Origin of the sequence: Enterovibrio coralii, assembly GCF_001559595.1 — a bacterium.
GTDB classification, from domain to species: domain Bacteria; phylum Pseudomonadota; class Gammaproteobacteria; order Enterobacterales; family Vibrionaceae; genus Enterovibrio; species Enterovibrio coralii.
The window spans coordinates 186,219-211,155 of record NZ_LNTY01000034.1 but is presented as its reverse complement, the minus strand read 5'-3'; the positions used below and the strand labels follow the sequence as shown (position 1 = coordinate 211,155).

General features: G+C 45.4%; 19 protein-coding genes and 2 pseudogenes. 6 read left to right on the top strand and 15 right to left on the bottom strand.

Translation table 11 applies throughout. The annotated features are described in order from the left end of the window. Positions 1–17 precede the first annotated feature (17 nt). The 7 genes and pseudogenes from ATN88_RS12300 to ATN88_RS12270 all read right to left on the bottom strand — a co-directional run bounded on the left by ATN88_RS12300 (position 18) and on the right by ATN88_RS12270 (position 6,133). Positions 18–806 carry an ABC transporter permease gene (locus ATN88_RS12300; protein ID WP_067416140.1) on the bottom strand — a complete coding sequence of 263 codons (789 nt, stop codon included), beginning with the start codon at positions 804–806 and terminating at the stop codon, positions 18–20. An 11-nt stretch (positions 807–817) separates the two neighbouring features. Further along, positions 818–1,363, bottom strand: a complete 546-nt coding sequence (gene rfbC / locus ATN88_RS12295) for a dTDP-4-dehydrorhamnose 3,5-epimerase (protein WP_067416136.1) — start codon at positions 1,361–1,363, stop codon at positions 818–820. A gap of 2 nt (positions 1,364–1,365) precedes the next feature. After that, a complete protein-coding gene (gene rfbD / locus ATN88_RS12290; RefSeq protein ID WP_083539477.1) occupies positions 1,366–2,247 on the bottom strand; it encodes a dTDP-4-dehydrorhamnose reductase in 882 nt (293 codons plus the stop codon). Further along, positions 2,247–3,125, bottom strand: coding sequence for a glucose-1-phosphate thymidylyltransferase RfbA (gene rfbA, locus ATN88_RS12285; RefSeq protein WP_067416129.1), 879 nt, complete (start codon positions 3,123–3,125; stop codon positions 2,247–2,249). The genes rfbD and rfbA overlap by 1 nt, the downstream gene beginning before the upstream one ends. Before the next feature lie 70 nt (positions 3,126–3,195). Further along, positions 3,196–4,257, bottom strand: coding sequence for a dTDP-glucose 4,6-dehydratase (gene rfbB / locus ATN88_RS12280; protein ID WP_067416126.1), 1,062 nt, complete (start codon positions 4,255–4,257; stop codon positions 3,196–3,198). Between the two features lie 110 nt (positions 4,258–4,367). After that, a complete protein-coding gene (rfaH, locus tag ATN88_RS12275; protein WP_067416124.1) occupies positions 4,368–4,865 on the bottom strand; it encodes a transcription/translation regulatory transformer protein RfaH in 498 nt (165 codons plus the stop codon). Positions 4,866–5,079: 214 nt separating this feature from the next. Further along, positions 5,080–6,133, bottom strand: a pseudogene (locus tag ATN88_RS12270) (response regulator). 308 nt (positions 6,134–6,441) lie between these two features. Here ATN88_RS12270 and ATN88_RS12265 point away from each other — a divergent pair. Further along, positions 6,442–7,332 (top strand): LysR family transcriptional regulator, encoded by an 891-nt coding sequence (locus tag ATN88_RS12265; RefSeq protein ID WP_067416121.1) that lies wholly within the window; start codon positions 6,442–6,444, stop codon positions 7,330–7,332. A 181-nt stretch (positions 7,333–7,513) separates the two neighbouring features. Then, a complete protein-coding gene (locus ATN88_RS12260) occupies positions 7,514–8,113 on the top strand; it encodes a Yip1 family protein (protein WP_067416118.1) in 600 nt (199 codons plus the stop codon). Positions 8,114–8,172: 59 nt separating this feature from the next. Here the strand turns inward: ATN88_RS12260 and purF are convergent, their stop codons facing one another. The 4 genes and pseudogenes from purF to folC all read right to left on the bottom strand — a co-directional run bounded on the left by purF (position 8,173) and on the right by folC (position 12,144). Beyond that, on the bottom strand, positions 8,173–9,690 hold the full coding sequence (gene purF / locus ATN88_RS12255) for an amidophosphoribosyltransferase (RefSeq protein ID WP_067416115.1): 1,518 nt from the start codon (positions 9,688–9,690) through the stop codon (positions 8,173–8,175). Between the two features lie 86 nt (positions 9,691–9,776). Then, on the bottom strand, positions 9,777–10,268 hold the full coding sequence (cvpA, locus tag ATN88_RS12250; RefSeq protein WP_067416112.1) for a colicin V production protein: 492 nt from the start codon (positions 10,266–10,268) through the stop codon (positions 9,777–9,779). A gap of 63 nt (positions 10,269–10,331) precedes the next feature. Continuing rightward, positions 10,332–10,874, bottom strand: coding sequence for an SPOR domain-containing protein (locus tag ATN88_RS12245; RefSeq protein ID WP_067416109.1), 543 nt, complete (start codon positions 10,872–10,874; stop codon positions 10,332–10,334). 2 nt (positions 10,875–10,876) lie between these two features. Continuing rightward, positions 10,877–12,144, bottom strand: a pseudogene (folC, locus tag ATN88_RS12240) (bifunctional tetrahydrofolate synthase/dihydrofolate synthase). 701 nt (positions 12,145–12,845) lie between these two features. Here folC and ATN88_RS12235 point away from each other — a divergent pair. The 4 genes from ATN88_RS12235 to ATN88_RS12220 are packed head-to-tail and all read left to right on the top strand — an operon-like array spanning position 12,846 to position 17,677. After that, positions 12,846–13,850 (top strand): glycosyltransferase family 2 protein, encoded by a 1,005-nt coding sequence (locus ATN88_RS12235; RefSeq protein ID WP_067416104.1) that lies wholly within the window; start codon positions 12,846–12,848, stop codon positions 13,848–13,850. Then, on the top strand, positions 13,847–14,830 hold the full coding sequence (locus tag ATN88_RS12230) for a lysylphosphatidylglycerol synthase transmembrane domain-containing protein (RefSeq protein WP_067416099.1): 984 nt from the start codon (positions 13,847–13,849) through the stop codon (positions 14,828–14,830). The genes ATN88_RS12235 and ATN88_RS12230 overlap by 4 nt, the downstream gene beginning before the upstream one ends. After that, on the top strand, positions 14,830–16,149 hold the full coding sequence (locus ATN88_RS12225; protein WP_067416094.1) for an NAD(P)/FAD-dependent oxidoreductase: 1,320 nt from the start codon (positions 14,830–14,832) through the stop codon (positions 16,147–16,149). Before ATN88_RS12230 ends, ATN88_RS12225 begins: the two co-directional genes overlap by 1 nt. Before the next feature lie 28 nt (positions 16,150–16,177). Further along, complete coding sequence (locus ATN88_RS12220) at positions 16,178–17,677, top strand: DUF2079 domain-containing protein (RefSeq protein ID WP_083539476.1); 1,500 nt, start codon at positions 16,178–16,180, stop codon at positions 17,675–17,677. A 903-nt stretch (positions 17,678–18,580) separates the two neighbouring features. On the opposite strand, the gene accD is transcribed toward ATN88_RS12220, so the two are convergent. The 4 genes from accD to ATN88_RS12205 all read right to left on the bottom strand — a co-directional run bounded on the left by accD (position 18,581) and on the right by ATN88_RS12205 (position 24,918). Beyond that, the gene (accD, locus tag ATN88_RS12215) at positions 18,581–19,507 is read right to left on the bottom strand and encodes an acetyl-CoA carboxylase, carboxyltransferase subunit beta (RefSeq protein ID WP_067416087.1); all 927 of its coding nucleotides are present in this window, start codon (positions 19,505–19,507) and stop codon (positions 18,581–18,583) included. Between the two features lie 206 nt (positions 19,508–19,713). Beyond that, complete coding sequence (gene truA, locus ATN88_RS12210; RefSeq protein ID WP_067416082.1) at positions 19,714–20,508, bottom strand: tRNA pseudouridine(38-40) synthase TruA; 795 nt, start codon at positions 20,506–20,508, stop codon at positions 19,714–19,716. A gap of 157 nt (positions 20,509–20,665) precedes the next feature. Then, positions 20,666–20,770 (bottom strand): hypothetical protein, encoded by a 105-nt coding sequence (locus ATN88_RS27300; protein ID WP_232313154.1) that lies wholly within the window; start codon positions 20,768–20,770, stop codon positions 20,666–20,668. After that, positions 20,767–24,918, bottom strand: coding sequence for a FimV/HubP family polar landmark protein (locus ATN88_RS12205; protein ID WP_232313152.1), 4,152 nt, complete (start codon positions 24,916–24,918; stop codon positions 20,767–20,769). Before ATN88_RS12205 ends, ATN88_RS27300 begins: the two co-directional genes overlap by 4 nt. Positions 24,919–24,937: the final 19 nt, after the last annotated feature.

Sequence of the window (24,937 nt, the reverse complement as noted above, 5' to 3'; positions counted from 1 at the left end):
TCTTTCACAGGTTAACCTTACACGACATCAGCAAACATAGGTCTAAGCTTATTAAAGACACCGTTACCTACCAATAGCAAAATAATGGTAAATCCCCAGAAATAGGCTAACTCCCCTGGATTTTCCCAAAACCATTGGTCATAGATCATGCTTCCCCTAAAGCCATCAATAATATGAATCAGGGGATTCAATGAAATTATGGGAACAAATCTCTCTGGTACAAGGTTCATATTCCAAAAAATTGGAGTTAACCAAAAACCAAACTGGATTATCACTGCAACAAGGTGTCTTATATCTTGTATAAAAATAACTAAGGATGATGTAATCATACTTAGTCCTAAAACAAAAACTGATGATGCAAAGATATAATAGGGAAGTTGTAACCAATAGATATTTGGCTCATATCCATATATGACAAACATCATCATCATAAAAGTTACAAAGAAAAGATGAATTACCAGATTGGATAATATTGAAACAAATGGAAGTGTCTCGACATTGAAAGCTATTTTTTTCACAAGATACGCATTTGAAATAATGCTATTTGTGCCACCATTGAGACTATCGGAGATGAAAAACCAAGGAATCATACCGCACGACAACCACAATATAAAAGGCACGTTATCAACAGGAACTGCTTTGAATCCGACCTGAAACACGAACCATAGAACTAATATTGTTGCTAATGGTTGTATAAATGCCCAAATCATACCAAGGCTATTGCCAAAGTATTTTAGTTTTAATTCATTGACCACCAATGAGACTAAAATCTTTCTCATCGATACGAGTGATTTGATTAGATACATGACTTTTCAGCTTATAGTTTTGGTGCTTTAGAACATTCGAGCCCATCTTTGTCTTTATTCGATAGTGATGGCTCCATTTCTAGCGGCCAGTTTATATTAAGCAACTCATCATTCCACTTAATAGAAACTTCAGCACTTGGGTTATAATAATCCGTACATTTATACACGAACTCTGCTTCATCACTCGTCACATAAAAACCATGCGCAAAGCCTTCAGGTACCCATAACTGACGCTTGTTCTCAGCTGAGAGATACACACCCACCCATTGACCGAACGTGGACGAGTCTCTCCGAATGTCTACCGCCACATCAAAAACTTCACCCGAAACTACGCGAACCAGCTTTCCTTGTGTATTTTCCGTTTGATAGTGTAAACCACGCAAAATCCCTTTTTTAGACTTTGAATGGTTGTCCTGCACAAAACGAGTTGGCTTACCAGTTACCAACTCTTCAAACTTCTGTTGATTCCACGTTTCCATAAAAAATCCGCGCTCATCGCCGAACACGGCTGGCTCAATGATTTTTACGTCTGGAATGTCTGTATCAATTACGTTCATGGTTAACTCGCGTAGTCTTTCAAATTCTTTAAAGCCAACTGCCAATCACTTGGATGAATGCCAAATTGAGTAAGGATTTTGTCGTTGTTCAGTTTTGAGTTTGCAGGACGCTTTGCCGGTGTCGGATAGTCTGCCGTGGCAATCGGGTTGACGGTCATTGCGGTTGTCAGCACACCCTGTTGCTTCGCCTCTGCAAAAATGGTGTTGGCAAAGTCATACCAACTCACGTGCGGCATGCCCGAGTAGTGGTAAATACCAAAACCTGTGTGGTTCTCTTTGGTAATGGCCACGGCGATGTGAAGCAATGCGCTTGCAATGTCACCGGCATAGGTTGGCCCACCAAATTGGTCAGCAACAATGCCTAAGGATTCGCGGCTTTGGGCCAAACGCAGCATGGATTTCACAAAGTTACCGCCAAGCTCGCTAAATACCCATGCGGTTCTTAAGATGATATGACGCTCACATGCCTGAGCCACGGCGATTTCTCCGGCGAGCTTACTCTCGCCATACACGCCTTGTGGACCTGTTTCGTCACTCTCTACATATTCACCGTCTTTGTTGCCCGCAAACACATAGTCTGTAGAAATGTGCAGCATGGCCGCACCAACCTTATCTGCCGCGTTGGCAAGGTTCGCAGGGCCATCTAGGTTTATCGCATAAGAAAGTGCGATTTCTTCTTCCGCTTTATCGACTGCGGTATGCGCCGCCGCATTAATGATGACATCCGGAGAAAATGAGGTAACCACCGCCGATACAGCAGCCTCATCGGTGATATCCAGTTCTTCACGGTCTAACGCCAAGAAATCTACATCCGTCATTCCGTTAAGTTGCTCAACCAAACAACGGCCAACCTGTCCCAGACTGCCTGTAATGAGTAACTTCATTATTTCGCTTTCTCTTCGTTGATAAGGTGCATCAGGTACTGGCCGTACTCGTTTTTCAGCATCGGCTTGGCAATCTGTTCAACTTGCTCAGCGGTCAACCAGCCGTTGCGCCACGCAATTTCTTCCAAACACGCCACTTTAAGCCCTTGAACATGCTCTATCGTTTGGACGAAAGATGACGCTTCATGCAAACTTTCATGGGTTCCTGTGTCGAGCCAGGCAAAACCACGCCCCAGCAGTTCTACATTGAGTGAACCATCGTTTAGGTACATTTCATTTAAGGTGGTAATTTCGAGTTCACCGCGTTCAGACGGTTTCACGTCTTTGGCCATGCTCACGACGCGGTTGTCGTAGAAGTACAAACCAGTGACCGCATAGTTTGATTTTGGTGTCACTGGCTTTTCCTCTATCGAGACGGCGCGCATCTGGTCATCAAATTCCACCACGCCAAAGCGCTCTGGGTCTTTGACTTGATAACCAAATACGGTGGCACCGGACTCGCGCGAAGCGGCGTTTCTCAATGTCTTGCTGAACGACTGGCCGTAGAAGACGTTGTCTCCCAACACCAAACACACGCTGTCATCACCAATGAACTCTTCGCCAATAATAAACGCTTGTGCCAAGCCGTCTGGACTTGGCTGTACCGCATAATCGAGGTGAATACCAAAATCACTGCCATCACCCAGTAAACGCTTAAAACTCTCGTTGTCTTCAGGTGTGGTGATGATAAGAATGTCGCGAATACCCGCTAACATCAGCGTTGACAACGGGTAGTAAATCATCGGTTTGTCGTAGATTGGAAGCAATTGCTTCGACACACCGCGAGTAATGGGGTAAAGACGCGTGCCTGAGCCGCCTGCGAGAATGATGCCTTTCATGAAAATGCTTACTCTATTGCGATGCCATGCCGCGAATGGGCATGACATTGATTAGATGATGGAAGAAGGATTAGTGGTTGCCCAAACGCTCTAGACTGTATGAGCCATCCAGCACGCGTGACCACCACGCTTTGTTATCGAGATACCACATCACGGTTTTGCGTATCCCGGACTCAAAGGTCTCTTCCGGTTTCCAGCCTAACTCTCGCTCAATTTTTGACGCATCGATGGCATAGCGCACATCGTGACCTGGGCGGTCTTTTACGTAAGTAATGAGGTCTTGATACTGCGCCACACCCGCTGGTTTATTCGGCACCAGTTCTTCTAGCAGTGAACAGATGGTCTTCACGACGTCGATATTAGCTTTTTCATTATGACCACCAATGTTGTAGGTCTCGCCCACTTCACCTTCAGTCGCCACTTTATAAAGCGCGCGTGCGTGGTCTTCCACAAACAGCCAATCACGGATTTGCATGCCATCGCCATAGACAGGCAGGGCTTTGCCATCCAGTGCATTCAAAATCATCAATGGAATAAGTTTTTCTGGGAAGTGGTACGGACCATAGTTGTTTGAGCAGTTAGTCACAATGGTTGGCAAACCGTAAGTACGGAGCCACGCGCGAACCAAGTGGTCACTTGACGCTTTTGACGCAGAGTAAGGGCTTGATGGCTCATACGATGTTTCTTCGGTGAACAAGTCTGTTGTGCCTTCAAGGTCACCGTACACTTCATCGGTAGAGATATGATGGAAACGGAACGCGGCTTTTTTGTCGCCGTCCAGCGTATTCCAATGCTGACGCGACGCCTCAAGCAGTGTGTAAGTACCGATGATATTGGTTTCGATAAATGCCGCAGGACCATCAATCGAGCGGTCTACATGCGATTCTGCAGCAAGGTGCATGACAACATCTGGCTGGTGTGTTGCAAACACACGATCTAGCTCTGCGCGGTCGCAGATATCGACTTGCTCAAAGGCATACCGTTCGCTATCAGAGATCAGCGATAAAGACTCAAGGTTACCCGCATAAGTCAGTTTATCGAGGTTAACGACGCTATCTTGCGTATTTTCAATAATGTGGCGAACAACGGCAGAGCCAATAAAACCCGCTCCGCCTGTGACGAGTATTTTCATCTAGATATCCAATTTAATTCTTAAAACGACATTCTTTAGCAAATTCAGACACGCTACCGCCCTTGAGTGTCGCCCTCAAAAAGCGCATCTAGCTTAAATTTCCAGGCAATTTACGCCTTTTCTATTTCTCTATTTTCAGTCGAAACTTCAATTTGCTTTGTAATAACATTGATCAACAAAATTGAACGTTTTTCGCCATCGGGTTCTTTGTATATCGCTTCACACCCTTGAAATTGCCCGCTAATGACGTGAACAGCATCACCCGCATTAATAACGCCCTTTAGAGCATCTCTTTGAGCGTCACTGTCTTCGTGAGCCATCAGCTCTACAATCAGAGCGAAAGGAACCGTTTGGGGAATACTCCCCATTCTGACAAAATCCACTATTCCCCTAGTAGACCTTATAGTGGTATAGCTGACAGATTCTGGATCAAATGATGCAAAAATATAATTTGGAAATAGCGGTTCACTAAGAGAAGTTCGCTTTCCACGTCTGATTTTCTCTACTGTCACCTGAGGGTAGTAGCAATCGACACCTTGACGTTTTAGGTGCTGCTCTGCGCGTTGTTGCTCGCTGCGTTTACAATAGAGCAGATACCATGGATTCATTTCTTTCTCGTCGATTTCAAAGCTAGGGCAATTCTTGCATCGGGTTTGCGAAGCAACTCAAGAGTATATTAGGCTGGATACCATGCAGCAAGGGCTGTGCAGGTAACTGAACAATTTGTCTGCACTCCATCATATTTTGTTTATGAGTGCTTGCTTTGTTACAAAAACTGAAAAAGCCACCGCAAAGGATGGCTTGGTTTTGTAGGGGAGGTATCTATGCGCTCAAGCGCTGGATGTCTAGGCTAAAACTGGTTAACCCTATTTCACTAAGGGATACGCGTATGCTGCCGCTAGACAAGTCGATGGTCTGAAAGCGCGTTGAGGCGGCATCTTTGCCGAGAAGATGGTCGTTTTTAACGATGATGGCGTTTCCTGCACCATCCACGACTGCATTCAAGCCCATCGAAAGGACATCGAGCTGGTTGTCCGCAGCATTGAGTATGCCGAACATTGCACGGATTGGGCTGGCATAGGTGGATTTTTTAATCGCATGCTCGATTTGGTGGACGAGGTGTATGAACCCTCTCTCATCTGCATCTTGCGAGCGGAGATACTCGTTGAAAAACGCGCGTATCATCAGGGTCGTTGCCGTGCCATTCTCGCCAGCCGAAGCACTGTCGACCATGTAGAAGGCCATCTTGCCATCCATCATCCACATGTAATCGAGGACAACAGGATTAGAGTCTGCAGATTGCAGGGAGTGGTAAGATAAACGCCAGTCGCCTTGTCGGGAGTCTTGCTCCGGCATAAGTCCCATTAGGAGGTCTCTCGCACTACCGGGATTATCCAGCAAATCATCCAAGTGCCAGCGAAGCTCTTCAGTAAGTGGTTGCTCACTCCCTTGGGAGACCTTAAACCATTGCTGCGAAAAGTCAGTGTCGTTGCTTGTTTCTGTTTCCGACTCTTCAAGTACTGAGATAATCGCCGAACGCACTACCATGATGTCGTCGATAGCTTGATAAGAAAATCTTTCACGCCGAAGCGCAGGCTTGCGCCACGTCTGACATGCCACCTGTCCCTGAGATAACAATCACCGGAAGCATGGGGTATTCAAGACTAACTTCTTGGACAAACTCCAATCCTGTCATGACCGGCATCGACAAATCGCTGATCAGTAGGTCCGGAATGCCTTCTCTCAGTGCTTTTAACCCGTCGAGTCCATTCTCAGCTTCACGCACGGTGCAGCCTTCCTTCTTAAGGAATCCAGAGATGATGCGGATGAACACCGGATCATCTTCAACAATGAGAACTTCTTTTCCTGCTAACACTGTCATACACTCCTGCCTACATTGCGAACTCTACAACACGTTTTGGCATCGCAACGCCTTTTATCTCTGCCTATAGAATAGTTGGCTTTGCCGCTTTTCGTGGTACTCTGAACCACTTTTCCATATAGCAAGGCTCTAACCATCTGTATCACGTCAGTTTTTAAATCGATTGAGCTAAACTGTGTAGAGGGTACTCCACACGACTTTCACTCTTTCTTGATATGAGACAACGAAAAGAGGCCCTTGTTAATTTGAAATACATAATTACTGGCCCATTAGTGAAGGCCATCGCATGAAACTGAAATTTTATGAAACTAGATGATTTAAATCTGTTCAGGCTTATCGTTGAGCATGGCAGCTACACACTAGCCTCTAAAAAAACCGGGATACCTGTCGCTACTCTCACCCGCCGGATTCAGGCTCTTGAGGAAGACATTCAAATTCGGCTGTTGCACCGCGATGCCCGAAAACTCTCTGTGACTGAAGCAGGCCAAGCATTTTACGAACGCTGTAAACCACTCTTAGAGCAACTCATTGATACAGCTGATGATCTGACAGAAAGCTGTAAAGGTACCTCTGGTGTTCTGCGCATCAGTGCGCCATCAAACATCGCGATGAAGTTGTTGCAGCCAATGTTCTCGGCGTTCCTGAAAAAGTACCCTGACATCCGCCTAGACCTGTCTTTGTCGAATGATGTTGACCAACAAAACAATGAAGACCGCCATGCCTTCATTCGTATTGGTCCGCAACGTGACTCGTCACTCATTGCACGCAAGCTGCATTCTGTCCGTGACATTCTGGTCGCAAGCCCATGTTACTTGAAGAATCGTCCACCTCTTCGTGATGCGGCAGATTTGCCAAACCATGACCTGCTTAAAGGTTGGCCGTTGATGCGCTGGCGCTTGAATGACGACAAAGGCCAACAGCTTTGCATTTCCCAGCAAGGACGTTTTGAAGCCTCCGAGCTCCGTGTTATCCGCGTTGCGGCCAAAGATGGATTGGGCGTTGCTCTGATCCCTGATGTCTTGGTTCAGCAAGATTTGGAAAGCGGTGAATTGGAACACGTTCTTCAGGATTGGACGTCGAACCCACGTGACATTTATTTGATGTACCGCGACAAGACACACCAACCTGAAAAATTGCGTGCATTTATCGAGTTTTCACTGTCATTCTTTCAGTCGAGAACATCGAATTCGTGATTAAGATCTCAAGTGTCCCAGTTTCGATAAGTGATTAAAAAATAGACTAAGTTTTGGTCTGTAAAACTTGATAAGCGCTCTCGCAACGGCTAATTGTTATAGGTATGTAAACGCAAATTATCTCTTCTTACGTAAGAGATAGTTGAGCGATACACATGACAAGCTGCCTGAAGGAGCGACTATGATTCTGGGACATTTGTGGGGCCTCTACACCCATCCAAAAGAAGAATGGAAGAACATTTACGATCGTCACGAAGGGACGGTTGAAAGCCTCGGGCATGCGGCCATTATGGCTCTCATCCCACCAATTTGCGCCTACTACTCAAGCGTACACATTGGTTGGAGCATTGGCGTAGGCGATCCCATCTTTTTAACTGAGCAAAGTGCCGCGATCATTGCCTTTGCCATGTATTTTGCGCTTATCACTGGTGTAATGGCACTCGCCTATCTCACCCTCTGGATGAGCCGTACCTTTGGCTCTGAGCCTACTTACACCCAAGCGTTAGAACTTGCCGCTTACACCGCTACCCCGATATTCATGGTTGGACTCGCAGCCTTGTATCCAGTGGTGTGGTTTGTGATGTTAGTCGGGCTGGCTGGCATAGCTTACTCGGTATACCTCTTGTATACCGGCGTACCCATCATTATGCACATCCCAGAAGAGCGTGGGTTTATTTACGCCTCATCAGTGGTGACCTGCGGACTGGTGTTACTGGTCGCGATACTCGCAAGCACCGTCATCATGTGGAATGTGGGTTTCGGCCCGATGTTTGTGCATTAATCGGTATTTCAGACAAACAAAAAGCGCGGCTTCTGCCGCGCTTTTTTCATGCTCTATTTCTAGTTTTCTTCGTTGTAAATTTCGAGATTTGCCAGCTCTTGCTGCTGTTCTCTCACAGCTTTCGTTTCATCGTTGCGAAGGCTCGCAATGTAATCAAGGTAAGTCTGGTCGATATCGCTCGTGACATAGTGACCGCTGAATACTGAGCTTTCAAACTGCTGAATATCAGGGTTGCCTTCACGCACTGCGTCTTCCAAATCGCTCAGGTCTTGGAAAATCAAACCGTCCGCACCGATGATATTGTTGATCTCTTCCACTTCACGACCATGCGCAATCAATTCATTTGCGCTTGGCATATCAATACCATAAACGTTCGGGAAGCGAATCTCTGGGGCTGCAGACGCCATGTAAACGCGTTTTGCGCCCGCTTCACGCGCCATCTCAATGATTTGCTCAGACGTTGTACCGCGAACGATAGAGTCATCCACCAGCAGAACGGATTTGTCTTTGAACTCAGATCGGATGGCATTTAGCTTGCGACGCACAGATTTACGGCGTTGCTGCTGGCCAGGCATGATAAAGGTGCGGCCAACATAGCGGTTTTTAACAAACCCTTGACGATACGGTTTTTCCAGAACTTGTGCGATTTCTAGTGCGATATCACATGAAGTTTCAGGGATTGGAATAACTACATCAATATCCAAGTCTTCCCATTCGCGACGAATTTTCGCACCAAGCTTTTTGCCCATGTTGATTCGAGCACCGTACACAGAGATCTTATCGATAAATGAATCTGGACGTGCGAAGTATACGAATTCAAAAATACATGGTGACAGCGATGGTGTGTCTGAACACTGACGCGTAAAGAGCTCACCTTCAAAGGTAATGTAAACCGCTTCCCCGGGTGCAATGTCGCGAACAAAATCAAAACCTACCGCATCCAATGCCACTGACTCAGAAGCGACCATGTATTCTGTGCGTCCGTTCACCGTGCGCTTACCCATGCAAATTGGGCGAATGCCATCTGGGTCGCGGAATGCAATAAGGCCATGGCCGATGATCATCGCCACAACCGCATAAGCACCTGATACTTGGCTGTGCACAGCACGCACCGCGTTAAATACATCTTCTTCCGTCAATGGATGAGACGTGGCTTTGTCAATCTGGTGAGCCAGTACGTTCAGCAGAATTTCTGAATCTGATGTCGTATTCAGGTGGCGGCGGTCGTGTGCAAACAAAGAGTCACGCAATTGGTTAGCGTTGGTCAGGTTGCCGTTGTGCGCCAGAGTAATGCCGTATGGCGAGTTAACGTAGAAAGGCTGTGCTTCAGAAGCACTGGAGCTGCCCGCTGTTGGGTAACGCACATGGCCAATACCCACGGTTCCCTGCAGACGTTGCATGTGTTTTAGTTGGAAAACATCTTTTACCAATCCGTTTGCTTTTCTCAAGCGAAAACGGTTGTTATCAATAGTCACGATCCCCGCGGCATCCTGTCCTCGATGCTGAAGTACCGTCAACGCATCGTAAATCGACTGATTAACCGGGGTTTCACCCACAATCCCAACAATCCCACACATGTATGCTGTTCCTTGTAAAGCCAGAGTGTTCCCGAGGGACAGCTAACGATAGTATCAGGTGCTGCGTCGACAGCACCTGACCGTCGTTAAATCACCTTGGGTAAGAAGCTGGAGCTTTGCTCCAAATACGAGAAAAACCACTCAATCACTACCCCAAATTTAGGGATTAATTGTGATTGTTTCCATTCGGCGCTGCTAGCAAAGCCTGTAAACGCGTCGAGGAAGAACAATACGGCGGCAACAATCAGCACGCCACGAATGCCCCCAAACACAATACCAAGCACGCGATCCGTGCCTGACAGGCCCGTTTTCTGAACTAATTGTCCAATCACATAATTCACAACAGCACCAACGATCAAAGTCGCTATAAACAACACGGCAATGGCCGCGCCATTTCGAATCATTTCGTCCTGAATGTTAGTAAAGTAAGCGGCAAGCTGAGGGTAAAAATTGCTGGCAACGAAAAAGGCGCCAAACCAAATCACCAGCGACAGTGCTTCCTTCACAAATCCACGGACCAAGCTAATCACAGCAGAGAAGCTGATCACTCCAATAATGACGTAATCTATCCAATTCATCTTTTAATCATCTGAGCGATTCGCGCGCATTTTAACAGAAAAAATGACGACGCAAACGTTTTCTTATGGGTTTAGTGGGTTAAATCTAAGCAGTTGACCTTTTAATCCGGTCAAAGACTCCAAATCTGCAGTCATTGACGCAAGCTTGTCTTTAGAGACATCAGGACCCACTTCGACTCGGGCGAGCTCACCCTCTTTAACACCTCGGGGCAAGAGTTGGGCACGATAACCCTTACTACGTAGCGTCGCTACTAGGTTCTTTGCGTTTTCAAGGTTGCGGAACGTACCAAGGCGAATAATCCATGCGGAGTCTTGGTAGCCTTCCTGAGGCTGTGTATCGTCAACAGCTTGCGGCTGAGCAACGTCAGCATTATCCGTATCGACAGTCACCATTACCGGGTCTTGTGGCATAAAAGACTCGGTCTCTTCTGGCAGTTCCACCGGTGCATTCAGCACACTTTCATCGAACTCTTCATGCAGCGGAATCGCTTCGAAGTTTTCCTGATAATGCGCCTTTTTTCCATCAAACACGTCTGGAATGAAAATAATGCCCAAAGACACCAGAATCAGTGTCCCGACAAGACGGTTTTGAAATTGAGTTGCCACAATTACTCCGACTGAGAGAAACGGTCGGCGATTTCGCCTACTGTATGAAATGAACCGAAGACAATGATCATATCGCCTTCCCATGCAATGGCAGCTTTTGCCGCCTCAAAAGCGTCACTGGGTGTTTCAAAGCCTTGAATACCGTCGGGCAGAGAATCGGCCAGTGTTTTCCAATCCGCAGCGCGAGGACCTTTCAAAGAGGCTGGGTACCAATGGTCTACCACCGCTTTCATTTCCTCAAGCGTTGCTTTGATGTCTTTGTCATGCAGCATGGCCACAACGCCGTGCACTTTCGCACCCGAAGCCGATTTCATTTCCGAAATCTTTTGCGCAAGGTAGCCAGCCGAATGTGGATTGTGCGCCACATCAAGCAAAATTAGGGGAGATTCAGACAGCCTTTCCATGCGACCAGCCAGCTTAACTGACGCTAACCCGTCAACGATGTGTTCATCGGTGACACCTAGCTCAGATACGCCCAGTGCCATCAAAGCCGTAGCGGCATTTGGAAGCGGCAAGCTTGGAACAGGAAGATCGCGCAGATCGAATGCACCGCATTGCCAATGCCATACGTCGCCATCTTGCTGGTAATTAAACTGGTACCCGACTTGATGCAAGTCTGCACCAATATCATCAGCGTGAGCCGCAACGCTTGCAGGTGGCTCTGGCTGGCCACAAACTGCAGGTTTACCCGCGCGGAAGATACCCGCTTTCTCAAAACCAATGACTTCAATGTCACGCCCAGCCAGTCAACATGGTCAATCGCCAAACTGGTGATAACAGACACATCGTGATCAACCACATTGGTGGCATCCAAACGGCCACCCAAACCAACTTCGAGGATGACAACATCCACAGCATTGTCGATAAACAGCCACAGTGCCGCTAGCGTGCCAAACTCGAACAAGCTTAAACTAGTATCACCACGCAACGCTTCGATAGCGGCGAACGCTTCAGCGTGGCGTTCATCGTCCAATTCTTTTCCATCAATGCGAACGCGCTCGTTGTAACGAATAAGATGAGGCGAGCTGTATACACCTGTCTTGTAACCGGCCTTTTGCAAGATGGCTTCAATCATGGCGCAGGTAGAGCCTTTACCGTTAGTCCCGGCAACAGTAATCACTTTAGGTGCAGGCTTTGTCAGTTGACCTTTTTGAGCAACGTGCGAGACACGATCAAGGCCGAGGTCGATTGCACTGGTGTGGAGGATATCTAAATAGCTCAACCACTCAGAAAGCGGTGATTGCGCTGTGGGTAAAATTTGTTCTGACATCAGTAATCTACTGTAGAAAGTAATCCTTTAATCATATCAGCTAAAAGACAAAGAGTGCCATAAGGCTATTTGTGAGAGTGAGTCCATAAGTATCGCTCAGAAATTTGATTGAAGCTGCTTTTTAAATGCTGTGGCTTTCTTAGAAATAGAGTTTGAGACAACTAACATTGTAACTTCAACGCTCGCAGAATGGCTACTCTGGCTAACCTCACCGAAAATAAATGGCAGCTTCACTTCGCCTCTCAATCACATAAAACCGGACCTACTGGATTTAAACAGTACCTTGCGGCTAATGGGTGCAAACCGAGTTCACTGCTTTGACAAATAACCTTTTCAATCGCAGCTAAGTGAGGTAGCGGTGGTTCTTGGCCTAAAATAAGTTCGGCTCGAATTCGGACTTGAAACGTTTGTCCCACACAAGAAGATACTTAAAGAGAATTAATTTTAGTATAATGAGAGATTCAGCAACATTAAGCATAGGTATTGTTCCAACTCTTGGCCGTCCTATGTACAGTACCAAACGGATACTTAGCCGACAAAGCAAGACATTAAAACCAGAAATTAATTGATTTGGGATTGACTAGAGATCTGTACGCTCCAAGCGTTTCGACAATGCCGCAGGTCATCTGGCCAAATCACTACGAGAAGATAAATAAGTGACTGAATAAAGAGCAGTCGTAAAAAAGGATAACTACAGAAAAATGGTTCATAACCAAGGCACCAGGACGCTTTTATCGATTGTCGTTCCTTGCTACAACGAACAAGAAGTAATAGACGTAACATATGACCGATTGCAACAGTTTTATCGCTCGTTAAAAGCAATGGATGTTGAGTTAATATTCGTAGATGATGGCAGCAGTGACAATACGAAGCAGCATTTGAGGCGCTTTGCAGAAGCAGATAGCAGAGTTCGAGTTGTTTGCTTTGCTCGGAATTTTGGTCATCAGGTTGCTGTTACCGCAGGCATTGAAGTATCGAAGGGGGATGCGGTAATACTAATTGACGCAGATTTACAAGACCCACCCGAAGTTATCCATGAAATGATAGTAAAATGGCAAGAAGGCTTCGACGTCGTCTATGGTCAACGAGCGGAGCGTCGAGGAGAATCAATATTCAAGTTGACTACCGCTAGAGCATTTTACAAGTTATTGAACAAACTTTCGGATGTTCCAATCCCGATGGATACTGGTGATTTTCGGTTAATGGGAAGAAACGTTGTTGAAGCACTTAAATCCATGCCCGAAAAAGATCGTTTTATTAGAGGAATGGTAAGTTGGGTTGGTTTTAAGCAAATTGCACTCCCCTATAATCGAGAAGAAAGATACGCTGGCGAAAGTAAATATCCGCTAAAGAAAATGCTGCGCTTTGCAACTGATGGTATTTTGTCGTTTTCTACTAAACCATTGCAATTATCCATAGGGTTGGGCATGACTTCAGCCACTTTGGCATTAGCTGGTATCTTTTATGCCCTATCGCTAAGGTTATTCACGAATACATGGGTCGAGGGTTGGACTGCCTTAATTATCGCTATACTGTTTATTGGTGGCGTTCAGCTTGTTTGTATCGGTATCCTTGGTGAGTATATTGGTAGAATTTATAATGAGTCAAAAGACAGACCTCTATACATTGTGAGTGAAATAATTGAGATTTCCCCAGACAAACAGAAAGGCAGTCATAAGTTTGAAGTCAATGGTGAAAAAGTGTGAAAAACCTGCATAAATCACTTATTGGCATTTCCACAGCTGCTCTTTTTGGATTTTTGTTTTTAAAAGATATAGATACCAATGAATTAGTGGATCTATTTTATCAAATTGACCTCGTATACATAGTTTTAGCTATTGTTATGTTTTTTTTCGGCTATGCCTGTCGAGTCGAAAGATGGAGAGTAATGTTAAAAAATGACAATCCGTCTTTGACATGGAAAGCCTGTTTTAGCCCTCTGTTTATTAGTGTCGCTGCGAATAACATTCTTCCATTTCGCCTGGGTGATATTATAAGAGCATTTGCCTTTAATAAGCACCTGAAAATTAGCGTGTCTACTTCAATTACTACTCTTTTAGTTGAAAGGATGTTAGACCTATTGATGGTGATTACTATTCTTGGAATAATACTTCCTTATCTAGACGGAGAATACTCAGCTTTAATTGGAATCGGAGGCTGGGGATTAATTTTGATCGGAGTTATCATTGTGGCTATTTTGAACTTCCCAAAGGTTTTTAAGCCAGTATTTAGAGTGATTACTTCAGTATTAAAATCAATTTCTGTTGACGTGGGAAATAAAGTGGAAGAAATTTTCAATAAGATATTTCTGGCACTAGATTATGTTTCAACTGGCTCTACTACCGTAAAGCTTATTTTATGGTCCGCTGCTGCTTGGGTATGCGAAGGGCTGGTTTTCTGGTTAGTTGCTCTAGCCATACCAACATTAACAAACACATTCGCAGCTTGGTTAGCATTACCCATTGGAACATTAGCAACTGTCATTCCAAGCACACCTGGCTACATTGGCACCTTTGACTATTTCACGTCAGAAGCAATGACAATGGGTGGAAACAGCAAAATAAGTGCTACCGTATATGCCCTAGTACTTCATCTCGTAATATGGATACCACCTACTATAGTCGGTGCCCTATGTTTTATTTTCAAACCAATCATGAGTACATCAGAAATTAGGAAATTGTCGTAGTGAAAAATATCAAAAAAAATAAAGTTACAATAGTTGGTGGCGGATTTACTGGTCTATCCATTGCTTACGAACTGGCTAAGGACAATATTGACGTATTAGTCTTAGAGTCTGAAAGTGAGATTGGAGGCCTTGCGGCTTCTTTTGATGTATCAGGCGAAAAGTTAGACCGATTTTATCATCATTGGTTTACTAATGATCTAGATGTCATGAACTTAATTGATGAGCTCGGGCTAAATGAAAATATTGAAATTAATCCTACAAACACAGGGATGTACTATTCAAACAATTTTTTCAAATTGTCAACCCCCTTAGACTTGTTAAAATTTTCCCCACTAAAACTTTCAGATAGAATACGATTAGGGCTACTCGCATTGAGAGCTAGACGTATCCAAAACTGGATGGACCTGGAAGATAAAACGGCGAAAGAGTGGCTCAAAGAGTTAGGTGGTGAAAGCGTATATAAAGTTGTTTGGGAGCCTTTATTGAAAGGCAAGTTCGGACCTTATGCCGAGGATGTTTCAGCGGTATGGTTTTGGAATAAGCTCAAACTTAGAGGTGGAAGTCGTGGTAAAGGAGGAGAAGAGAGACTTGCCTATTATACAGGTGGGTTCGTTTCTTTAGCCAACTCACTTTGCGAAAAAATTCAACAATTAGGCGGCGAAGTTCGGCTAAATTCTCCAGTATCATCCGTAATAAAGAATAATAACGAATGGCAAGTCTGTATTGGCGATGAAATCATAAAAACTGAAAATGTTGTATTTACAACCGCACTGCCAATAATCTCTAAAATGATTGAAGAATGGGCTGATAAAAAGTATTTAGAAACACTCAACCGTATAAATTACATAGGTAATGTATGTCTTGTTTTAGAATTAGAAAAGTCTCTATCTAATACCTACTGGCTAAACGTTAATGATCCTGACTTTCCATTTGTTGGTATTATTGAACATACAAACTTCAAAAAACCAGAGAACTATGGTGGAAATCATATCGTTTACCTTTCTAAGTATCTACCTCATACTGATCACTTATATTCAATGACTTCTGATGAACTATTAGAGTACTCAGTCCCTTATTTAAAGAAAATGTTTCCAGAATTTGATATTTCTTGGATAAGGAAGCATCATTTATGGCGAGCTCGATGGTCGCAGCCTGTTGTAGAAAAAAAATACAGCAAACTTATTCCTGAAGAAACTGGACCAGAATCCGGAATGCACATTTGTTCTATGGCTCAAATTTACCCAGAAGACAGAGGAACCAATTACGCAATCAGGGAAGGTAGACGTATGGGAAGAAAGTTATCAAATGAGCTTAAATAATTGATAGACGATAACAGGTTATAATAAAATGACGAACAATAGCAAACTTATATTTTTATTTTCCATTTTGTTATTAAGTTCAATAACACTAATTTTCTCAATTGGAAAGGACTCAATACAAACAAATAGAAGTGCAGACTCTGCCATATTCGAACAAGTAGTCGAGAATATACATGCAGGTCGTGGAGCTATCTCTAATGTATTTTCTTCAACTCAGCATTTTATTGACAATGTATACTTTGCAATACCTTTCAATGAAATAATAAATACAGAGCTTAGCCAGCCAGAAAGTAGTGAAAGGAACATTTTAAGCTTTCATGCATATTGGCTATTATTTTTAGTGGCACCACTAATATCTCTCTTTGATAGCTCTTTGATTCTTTCTGTAATGCATATAAGTGCATATAGCGGATTACTTTGCTGTGCTTTGTATACTGTTTTAAAAGTTAGCCGAAATTGGCTTGCAGCCTGTTTGTTTACTCTTGTCGTCGCAATGTCACCTGTCTTTATAGGATCATTGATGGGGCAGTTTTATCCTGACAGACTTTTTGTATTATTCGGATTCATACTATGCTACTTGGTTTACTTTAGAGTTAATATTTTAGCAACCATTAGTGTAGCAATCATTGTGATTTTACTAAATGAGAGAGCTGCACTAATTGGTGGTGGGATAATGCTATTACTCCCTTTTACTAATACAAAGAAAAGCTGTAGTGCAAAAGAAATATCACCTTATCTGATTATTGGAGGTGCTATGTTATTTTACTCATTTTTAGTAAAAACATATATGCTAAGTAATCAGTACTATGATAGTTTCCTTCCTTCCAGCTTCACAGATTTATACTCTAGATTTTCACTAGACGCTTTTAGGGACAACTTACTCACGCTTATACTTGTTAGTCTGCCTTTGTTGTTGGCTTGTTTAGGCAATCTAAAACTTGCTTTTCTATCATTTATTATTATGTCTCCAAATATTATTGGAAATGTTGGCGGGGCGGAAAAAGTAGGTTGGTTAACGCATTATCATAGTTACTACTTCCCCATTTTGGTTTTTTCTGGTGCGGTTGGATATTCAGAATGGATGTCTAAATATAAAACCAAAGCAAAATTTTTACTAATATTCCCATCAGTTATATTATCACTATATATATATAACTCTGAAATCACTTCAAAAAGGTTACCATCAATTGAGGAGCAACAAAAAAGCTTTATATCTTTCGAGCACTTGGTTATGGGCTTGCCTACCGGGTATGACATTAGAAGTGATGTTGAATCTAAGGTGCAGTTAGGCAAAAATGTTGTAACTGATGAACTTGGAATGGCACTTTTAAAAGATAAAGCTGAAGTAAGCTTATTCCCACTTTCAATTAAAGATTCTGACTATCTTTTTATCCCTTGTGAATGGACTCGCCACGATACATTTAATAACAGTGCACTTCCATTAGAGTGGTTTAAACAGAATGACTTCGAAACAAAGTTTTTTGAACGTATTAATGCCTTAGATCGCTGTTTTTATAGGAAGAAATAACTTTGGACTCAATGTTATCAATGTGGTTTGTATGAATGTCTGTTACTACTCGACTGTGCAGTCGTTCAAATCTTACCTGATAGCCACGCACTCTTAGTAGTATTATCAAGTTCTATCTGGGTGGGATTGTCCTCTACCCAGATCATTTCCCTTACATTAGTGTACAGCCCGTGACAATATCCGCCTTTGAGTCACGCATGGTTCTTTCTGAAACTCGTCTAATTCGTGTAGCGTTTTTTACTGAAAATGCCTTAGTAGGGCTTGAGTTTGTGGAAGCGTCCGCGGATGTCTAGAGACGACATCACTTTTGTTTTCGTGTGGTCTATGTCACTGCTCACTCAGGCAACAACACTAAACTATCCTATATTCAATTGCCTCTATCTTTGAAGATAAGCGACAACGATAGCACTTCAAACTCTAAGTAAGGAAAGACCTCATCATTAAGAGAGTTTGCCAAACAACGAAAACAGCACTTGCTGAAATAAAGATTCCTTTCCTCTGGTCGTCACTTATTCTCACTTACCAATTTGATGGACATTCCACTGCATAGACGAAAAAGGGTTCCTTTGTCGAATAAACATGATTTTCCACGTTGAGCGTTCTTCGGTTTTTATTGATCAAAGCCTAAACGCCACCAGTTTCTCACGCTTGTTAGCGATAGATAGTTCTACGGAGACACTCGATAGGTTTTTGAGACATCACGGAGCACTTCTCCGAGACTTATAGGGTCAGTTTTATGCTTATGGTTGGATTGCTGGTGTGAAGCATGTCAGTTACCCACTTTGATCAAGATTCAGCACCTTAATCAACGTGGGTAACTCTCTTCTTTTCAAATTGAAGTGTCAGACCTCACCTGAACTAGCACAGATAAGGTGCTCTTTTACTGTGACGAGACGGAATCAATTACTCGTTGCCATCTACAAGCTCAGCTTCAATCACTTCGCCTTCCAGAGGCTTGTCTACTGACACTACCAGCGGAGACGCATGATTGGTCATTTTTGCCAACAAACCACCAAGACGCTGACGCATTTCACGGCGGTCAACAATCATGTCGATTGCACCATGCTCCAGCAGGAACTCACTGCGTTGGAAGCCTTCTGGCAGCTTCTCACGAACCGTTTGTTCGATAACACGTTGACCAGCAAAACCGATCAGTGCTTTGGGCTCGCCCACGTTAATGTCACCCAGCATTGCAAAGCTTGCTGTCACACCACCGAAGGTTGGGTCCGTCAGTACAGAAATGAACGGCAAGCCTTTTTCAGACAAACGCTCAAGTGCCGCACTGGTTTTCGCCATTTGCATCAGAGACATTAGTGCCTCTTGCATACGTGCACCGCCACTGGCTGAGAAACAGACCAGACCACAGTTGTTTTCCATCGCTGCTTCAACAGCACGGACGAATCGCGCACCGACAACGGCACCCATTGAGCCGCCCATGAAGGAAAACTCGAAGGCACAAGCAACCACTGGCATACCCAGCAGCTCGCCTTTCATTACAACCAGTGCGTCTTTCTCACCGCTCGCCTTCTGCGCTGAAGACAAACGGTCTTTGTATTTTTTCGAGTCACGGAACTTCAGCAGATCTTTTGGCTCAAGATCACCTGCCAGCTCAACGCGCTCACCCTCATCTAGGAAGGTCTCTAGGCGCGCACGTGCGCTCATACGCATGTGATGGTCACACTTTGGACACACATGTAGGTTACGCTCAAGTTCAGCGTGATAAAGCACCTGCTCACAGGACGTACACTTCGTCCATACACCCTCTGGAATAGAGGCTTTACGTGAAGAACCGATGTTGCTTTTTGTCAGAATTTTTTCAAGCCAGCTCATGAACGACCTTTTCTATTGGAGCACTTGCCTGTTTTTTTGATTGTGCTGACAACTTCAGCATCTTTACAAAGGCAAGTGGCCTAAATATCTACGAATTCAACGGAGGATTAAAACACAACTCATAAAGACTGTGGACAAAAAACTGGTACTACCTATTGTTTGCCGCATTTACTTCACAAGTTATGCCCTCCTCCGTTCTGTATAACTTAGAGTTGCTCATCTGGCAGGAACAGTGGTCCTACCGGAGAAGAAGGCAAATCAAACTCAGCAGGGTAATCGACTTCAACCAAGTACAGACCCTCGGCCTTGGCCGTTGCGGCCGCAAGGTTGCGATCACGCGCTTCAAGCAGCCATTTCACCCACTCAGGCTTTTGTTCTTTGCTACCGACAGCAATCAAACTACCGGTGATATTTCTCACCATGTGATGCACAAAAGCATTGGCTTTAATATCAATGATCACAAAACGCCCCTGACGAGTCACATTTAAGTGATGAATATTGCGCCATGGCGTGTTTGACTGACACTGCGCCGCTCGGAACGAGGTAAAGTCGTTCTCACCTAGCAGGTACTGTCCCGCCTCATGCATCAAGGTCTCATCGAGATCACAGTGGTAATGGCTGACGCCGTGGCGAAGGATACCTGGGCGCAGGTTATTATTGTAAATCACGTAGCGGTAGCGGCGCGCAGTTGCCGAGAAGCGCGCATGGAACTCCTCAGGCACTTCTTTCGCCCAGCGCACGGCAATGTTATCAGGCAGATGAGTATTCACGCCCATGGTCCACGCACGAAGTGGGCGTGAACCATCTACATCAAAGTGAACAACTTGTCCGGTGCCGTGTACGCCTGCATCAGTGCGACCAGCACACTGCACTTCGATTGGCTGATTTGCAATTTTAGACAGGGCTTTTTCGAGATGTTCCTGCACGCTGGGTACTTCACGCTGTCTTTGCCAGCCGTAATACTTCGAGCCATCATATTCAACACCCAGGGCAATTCTCATTTTGTTGTCTCTGTCTTTCTATGCGGTTATTTAGAGCGGCGCATTATATACACAAAAGACGATGAGGTGCAGGGTTTGACCACATTCGCCGTCACTTCCTCAAATACGATGGTCAAAAAAATGGCGGGATAACTCCCGCCATTTTTGTGTTTCTTCGCTAGTTGAGGTTTTCGATGAGTTTTCGTGCTTCATCTTTCAGTTGCGAATCATCACCTTGCATCACTTTCTCCAGCAATTGCAAGGCACCATCGACATCGTTCATTTCCAGATAGCTTTTGCCAAATCCATCTGCATCGCCGACTCGCCACTGCTGTCGACATCTGCATGTTGGATATCACTCAACACATCTGGGAAGTCTTCCAAGCCCACATCCAAGTCCATTTTCAGCGAATCTGGGTCTTCTTGTTCAACGCCGTCATCTTTCATCAGTTCTTCGATGCTGATGTAGTTTTTGTCTGACGTAGACTCTTCGATCAGCTCACTTTCAGCGTCTTCCAAAAGCCCTTCGAGATCAGCTTCAAGCTCCATTGACTTGATGTCATCACCAAGCACTTCTGGTTGCTCAGACCAATCTTCGCTTTCAAGCTCTGGTTCTGGCTCAACTTCCGCACTCCAGATGCCGCTTTCATCTTCTGGGATATCCAGTTCTTCGGTCTCAAAATCACCGAGACCAAGTTGCTCGTCTTCCAGAGGCTCAGAAAGCAACGCGTCCATATTCAGACCCGCGACTTGGTGCGCGTCGTCTTCAAGGTCAGCAATGTCATCTAACTCAGCGGCGCGGAAACCTGCTGATTGCGGCGGCGTTTCTTGTGTGAAGCGCGAACGTTCGCTTTCTGGAATGCCTTCTTCCAGCTCACGTTGCTCTTCCATCGCCGCATCTAACGCGTCGTCTTCATCAAACTCACCCAGGTCATCTAAGCTGATCGCATCCACTTTCGGGAACGCCAAGGTGTTTGGCTCAGTCGCGGTAAAGACGTTTTCTGGTTCTTCTTCAAGCTCTGGTGAATTAGCCTCTTGCGCATCTAATTCAGTATCTAGCTCGGCCAGCTCTTCGTCAGCCAGATCGTCCGTGTTGAATGCTTCTGTTTCTGACTCATCCTCAGGAGACTGAGCGTCATTTTCAGGCTGAACATCAAATTCGGCTGCAGCATCTTCCTCTGTGTACTCAGGCAGATTATTGAGATCCAGCGGCTCGTCATCTGCACCATCGTCCTCGTAGTCATCCATCTCTTCGATAGGTGCTGGCTCAAGGTCGATGTCAGCCATTGCCGCTTCTTCGTCATACTCTGGCAATGACGAGAGATCTAGCAGTTCATCATCTTCTGCTGAATCATCTTCTGATAAAGCTTCTGCTTCTGGTGTATCAGTGTCTGACGCTTCGACCTCTGCGACAGGTTCTTCAGCATGCTCAATGTCGTCAACGGCCGCCTCTGGCTCGAAAGCGTCTTCAGGCTCAGGCTGTTCGAGAATCTCGTCTTCAATCTCGTCAGCAGCGTCGGCTTCGACAGCCGGTGACTCTTCAGCCGCTTCGGTTTCGGCACTTACACCTTCTGGGCTTTCTTCTGCATCTGGAATGTCTAGCTCTGCACTGTCTGCCGTTGGCTCATCGACGAACGCCGCCAGATCATCTGCAATGTCTTCCGCAACTTCAGGCTGCTCAGCCTCTGCAAGATCGCCTTCAGACTCTGCAACAGATTCTACTGCTTGCTCTAATGCGTCACTGTCGTCAGCTTGTTCGTCCAGCAAACTGTCGAGCAAGTCCAGCTCTTCGTTTGAAGCGTCTACGTTATCGTCAGCGACATCATCCGACTCTTCGCTTGCAGAAATGTCCTGCACGTCTTCCATTGACGATTCAGGAGAGAGCTCTTCATCACTTTCCAGTGCTTCATCCAACAATGCCATGTCATCGTCAGAAGCCTCTGGTTCTTCAATCTCATTGGTTGGAGCTTCATCAATCAGCGACTCAAGTTCAGCCATGTCATCGTCGAGGCTGATATCATCGAGTTCGTCTAGATTGGCAATGTCTTCTGCTTCAGGCTCAGATTGCAGCTCACTGTCTGCCTCTTCTAGCAGGCTTTCGAGGTCATCCAGCTCTGCTTGCTGTGTCTCTTCACCCAGTAAATCGTCAAAGTCTGCATCGGCGGAAGTCTCCGCAGGCTCTTCTGATAAGATGTCGTCTTCAAGGGAGAGAAGGTCTTCACCTAATAAGTCTTCGTCTTCGACGTCATTAAGCAGTGCTGTCTCGTCGTCCTCATCACCATCGCCGAGCAAGTCATCTAGCAAGGCATCGGTTTCGCCTAAATCGACTTCACTGTCATCTTCCTGCTGACCGACAACCTCTTCGAGCAAGTCATCGTCATCGATAGATTCATCCAGTAACGCTGACTCATCCAACGGATCTGCATCGTCATCATTTAAGAACTCATCAAGCAGCGCATCTGTGTCGGTAATGTCTTCGTCTTGAAGCGCATCCAATGACAAGTCATCAGTATCATCTTTGGCTTCTGGTTCAACCGTATTGCCGTCTTCATCAAGCTGCTCACCATCAAACAGTTCATCAAGCAGCGCGTCGGTCTCACCTAGGTTTTCCTCTTCTTTTTCGTTGAGGAAATCGTCATCAATAAGATCGACATCTTCACCAAGCAGGTCATCCAGCATCGCGGCATTGTCATCAGACACGTCGTCGTCATCTGACAAATCAATGTCTTGGGTCAGGTCAACTTCTGGTTCATCTTCTAAAACTTTATCGAACAGAGCTTCATTAGTATCTGGCTCTGATTCAGACGCCTCAACGTCAGCTACGGACTCCTTTTCTTCTTCCGGAGCCCCCTGCTCAGCGTTTAGCAGCGCATCAATGTCATCGACGTCATCATCACCGCCGCCGCTCAGCGACTGTTCCCACATCGCAGCCAACGCTTCGTCCGGGCTTAGTTCTGACTCATCTGGCGAGGCCGACATCTCATCGAGCGCGCGCTCCATGTCTTCCAGACCAATTGCACCGTCAGTACTTGCCTCAACATCCAAGTCGGTTGAGGTATCGAAATCATCAAGCGAGGCTGCAAGGTCAGTGTCGGTGCCAAAGTCAGTATCCGCATCCAGATCCAAGCCACCTTCTTCTGGCTCTTCGGACAACTCAAGAGAATCAGACAGGTTGATGTCATCCAGCTCAGAATCAAACAGGCTCTCATCACCGAAGAGCTCATCCGCATCGGTGTCTTCTGTGACTTCGAGTTCGTCATCTTCAAGAATGAGTTCGTCAGTGTCATCACCCGGTTCTGGTACCATGATGACTGGCATGTCATCCGGCATTTCACTGTCGATTCCTTCCGGCTCTTCTACGTCGTCATCTTTACGACGACGCATGATAAAGAATGCCGCAGCACCGATAATCAATAGTGCAGGAATGATCGCGACGGTTGCCAACATCAATGGGCTCGCGATAAGCGATTCCATGAAAGTCGGCTCTTTCATTTGCATTTGCGCTTGGCGCATGCGCTGCATTTCAAGGAACTCGCGAATTTCGCCCGTCAATTCCTCGTCAGCGGTCATTTGGTCTTTCAGTGCCGCCAGTTCGTTTTGCACTTCTGCCAAACGGATCTTCAGGATGTGGTTGCTTTCAACCAATTTGCCCATTTGAAGATCGGATTCGTTGATTTGATTTTGAACGGCAGCCATGTCTGGCTTAGGCGGTGTCATTTCCGCGCCGTCTTTCATCATTTCTGAATCTGTCTTTGCCATCTCCTCTTTCGGCATCATGGCTTTTTCTTCTGCCATTGCCTCTTTAGGTTCAGGTTTTGCCGGCTCAACCTTCGCTTCTTTTACTGACGCAGGTGCAGGTACTACAGGCGCTGGCGCAGGTTGAACGGGTTGTGGAGCAGGAGCGGTAACTTGTTGGCTCAGTGGACGATTGTCCACACGACGAAGCGAGTCTTTTCGTGCTTGGTCAATTTGCAGACGCTGCGCAACGTCGTCGGTGCTTTCGCGTCGGATTTCTGACACTGTTGGCATCAACAGCGTACTGCCTGGGATCAGACCATGAATATTGTTGTCTTCAAATGCGGCAGGGTTTAAGCGGTAAATCGCCCCTAGCGTCTGATAAACCGTCACCGCATTGCTTGGTTTGTAATTGTTCGCAATCGACCAAAGGGTATCGGAATCTCGTGTAGGGCCAACAGCCTGGCGACGATTTGCCGTCGATGTCGGTTGAGTAGACTGAGACAGAGGCTGCACCGCATTTGGCGATGGAGACTCATCTTGCGGACCAAGAATACGAATCGCCGACTGCACAGAGAAGGTCGCGGCAAGGCTCAGCAATAATGAAGAGACGACAAGTGTTTTGCCGATACGACGGCCAGAAAAAGATGAAAAGAATTGTCGCGTCATGGTGTTGTTAAAATCTGGGTCAGACACTGCCCGCATTCCCCTATGG

Coding starts and splice junctions, on each gene's coding strand:
- ATN88_RS12300 (WP_067416140.1), bottom strand. CDS start 806: ATGTATCTAATCAAATCACTCGTATCGATGAGAAAGATTTTAGTCTCA.
- rfbC (WP_067416136.1), bottom strand. CDS start 1,363: ATGAACGTAATTGATACAGACATTCCAGACGTAAAAATCATTGAGCCA.
- rfbD (WP_083539477.1), bottom strand. CDS start 2,247: ATGAAGTTACTCATTACAGGCAGTCTGGGACAGGTTGGCCGTTGTTTG.
- rfbA (WP_067416129.1), bottom strand. CDS start 3,125: ATGAAAGGCATCATTCTCGCAGGCGGCTCAGGCACGCGTCTTTACCCC.
- rfbB (WP_067416126.1), bottom strand. CDS start 4,257: ATGAAAATACTCGTCACAGGCGGAGCGGGTTTTATTGGCTCTGCCGTT.
- rfaH (WP_067416124.1), bottom strand. CDS start 4,865: ATGAATCCATGGTATCTGCTCTATTGTAAACGCAGCGAGCAACAACGC.
- ATN88_RS12265 (WP_067416121.1), top strand. CDS start 6,442: ATGAAACTAGATGATTTAAATCTGTTCAGGCTTATCGTTGAGCATGGC.
- ATN88_RS12260 (WP_067416118.1), top strand. CDS start 7,514: ATGATTCTGGGACATTTGTGGGGCCTCTACACCCATCCAAAAGAAGAA.
- purF (WP_067416115.1), bottom strand. CDS start 9,690: ATGTGTGGGATTGTTGGGATTGTGGGTGAAACCCCGGTTAATCAGTCG.
- cvpA (WP_067416112.1), bottom strand. CDS start 10,268: ATGAATTGGATAGATTACGTCATTATTGGAGTGATCAGCTTCTCTGCT.
- ATN88_RS12235 (WP_067416104.1), top strand. CDS start 12,846: ATGGTTCATAACCAAGGCACCAGGACGCTTTTATCGATTGTCGTTCCT.
- ATN88_RS12220 (WP_083539476.1), top strand. CDS start 16,178: ATGACGAACAATAGCAAACTTATATTTTTATTTTCCATTTTGTTATTA.
- accD (WP_067416087.1), bottom strand. CDS start 19,507: ATGAGCTGGCTTGAAAAAATTCTGACAAAAAGCAACATCGGTTCTTCA.
- truA (WP_067416082.1), bottom strand. CDS start 20,508: ATGAGAATTGCCCTGGGTGTTGAATATGATGGCTCGAAGTATTACGGC.
- ATN88_RS27300 (WP_232313154.1), bottom strand. CDS start 20,770: ATGAACGATGTCGATGGTGCCTTGCAATTGCTGGAGAAAGTGATGCAA.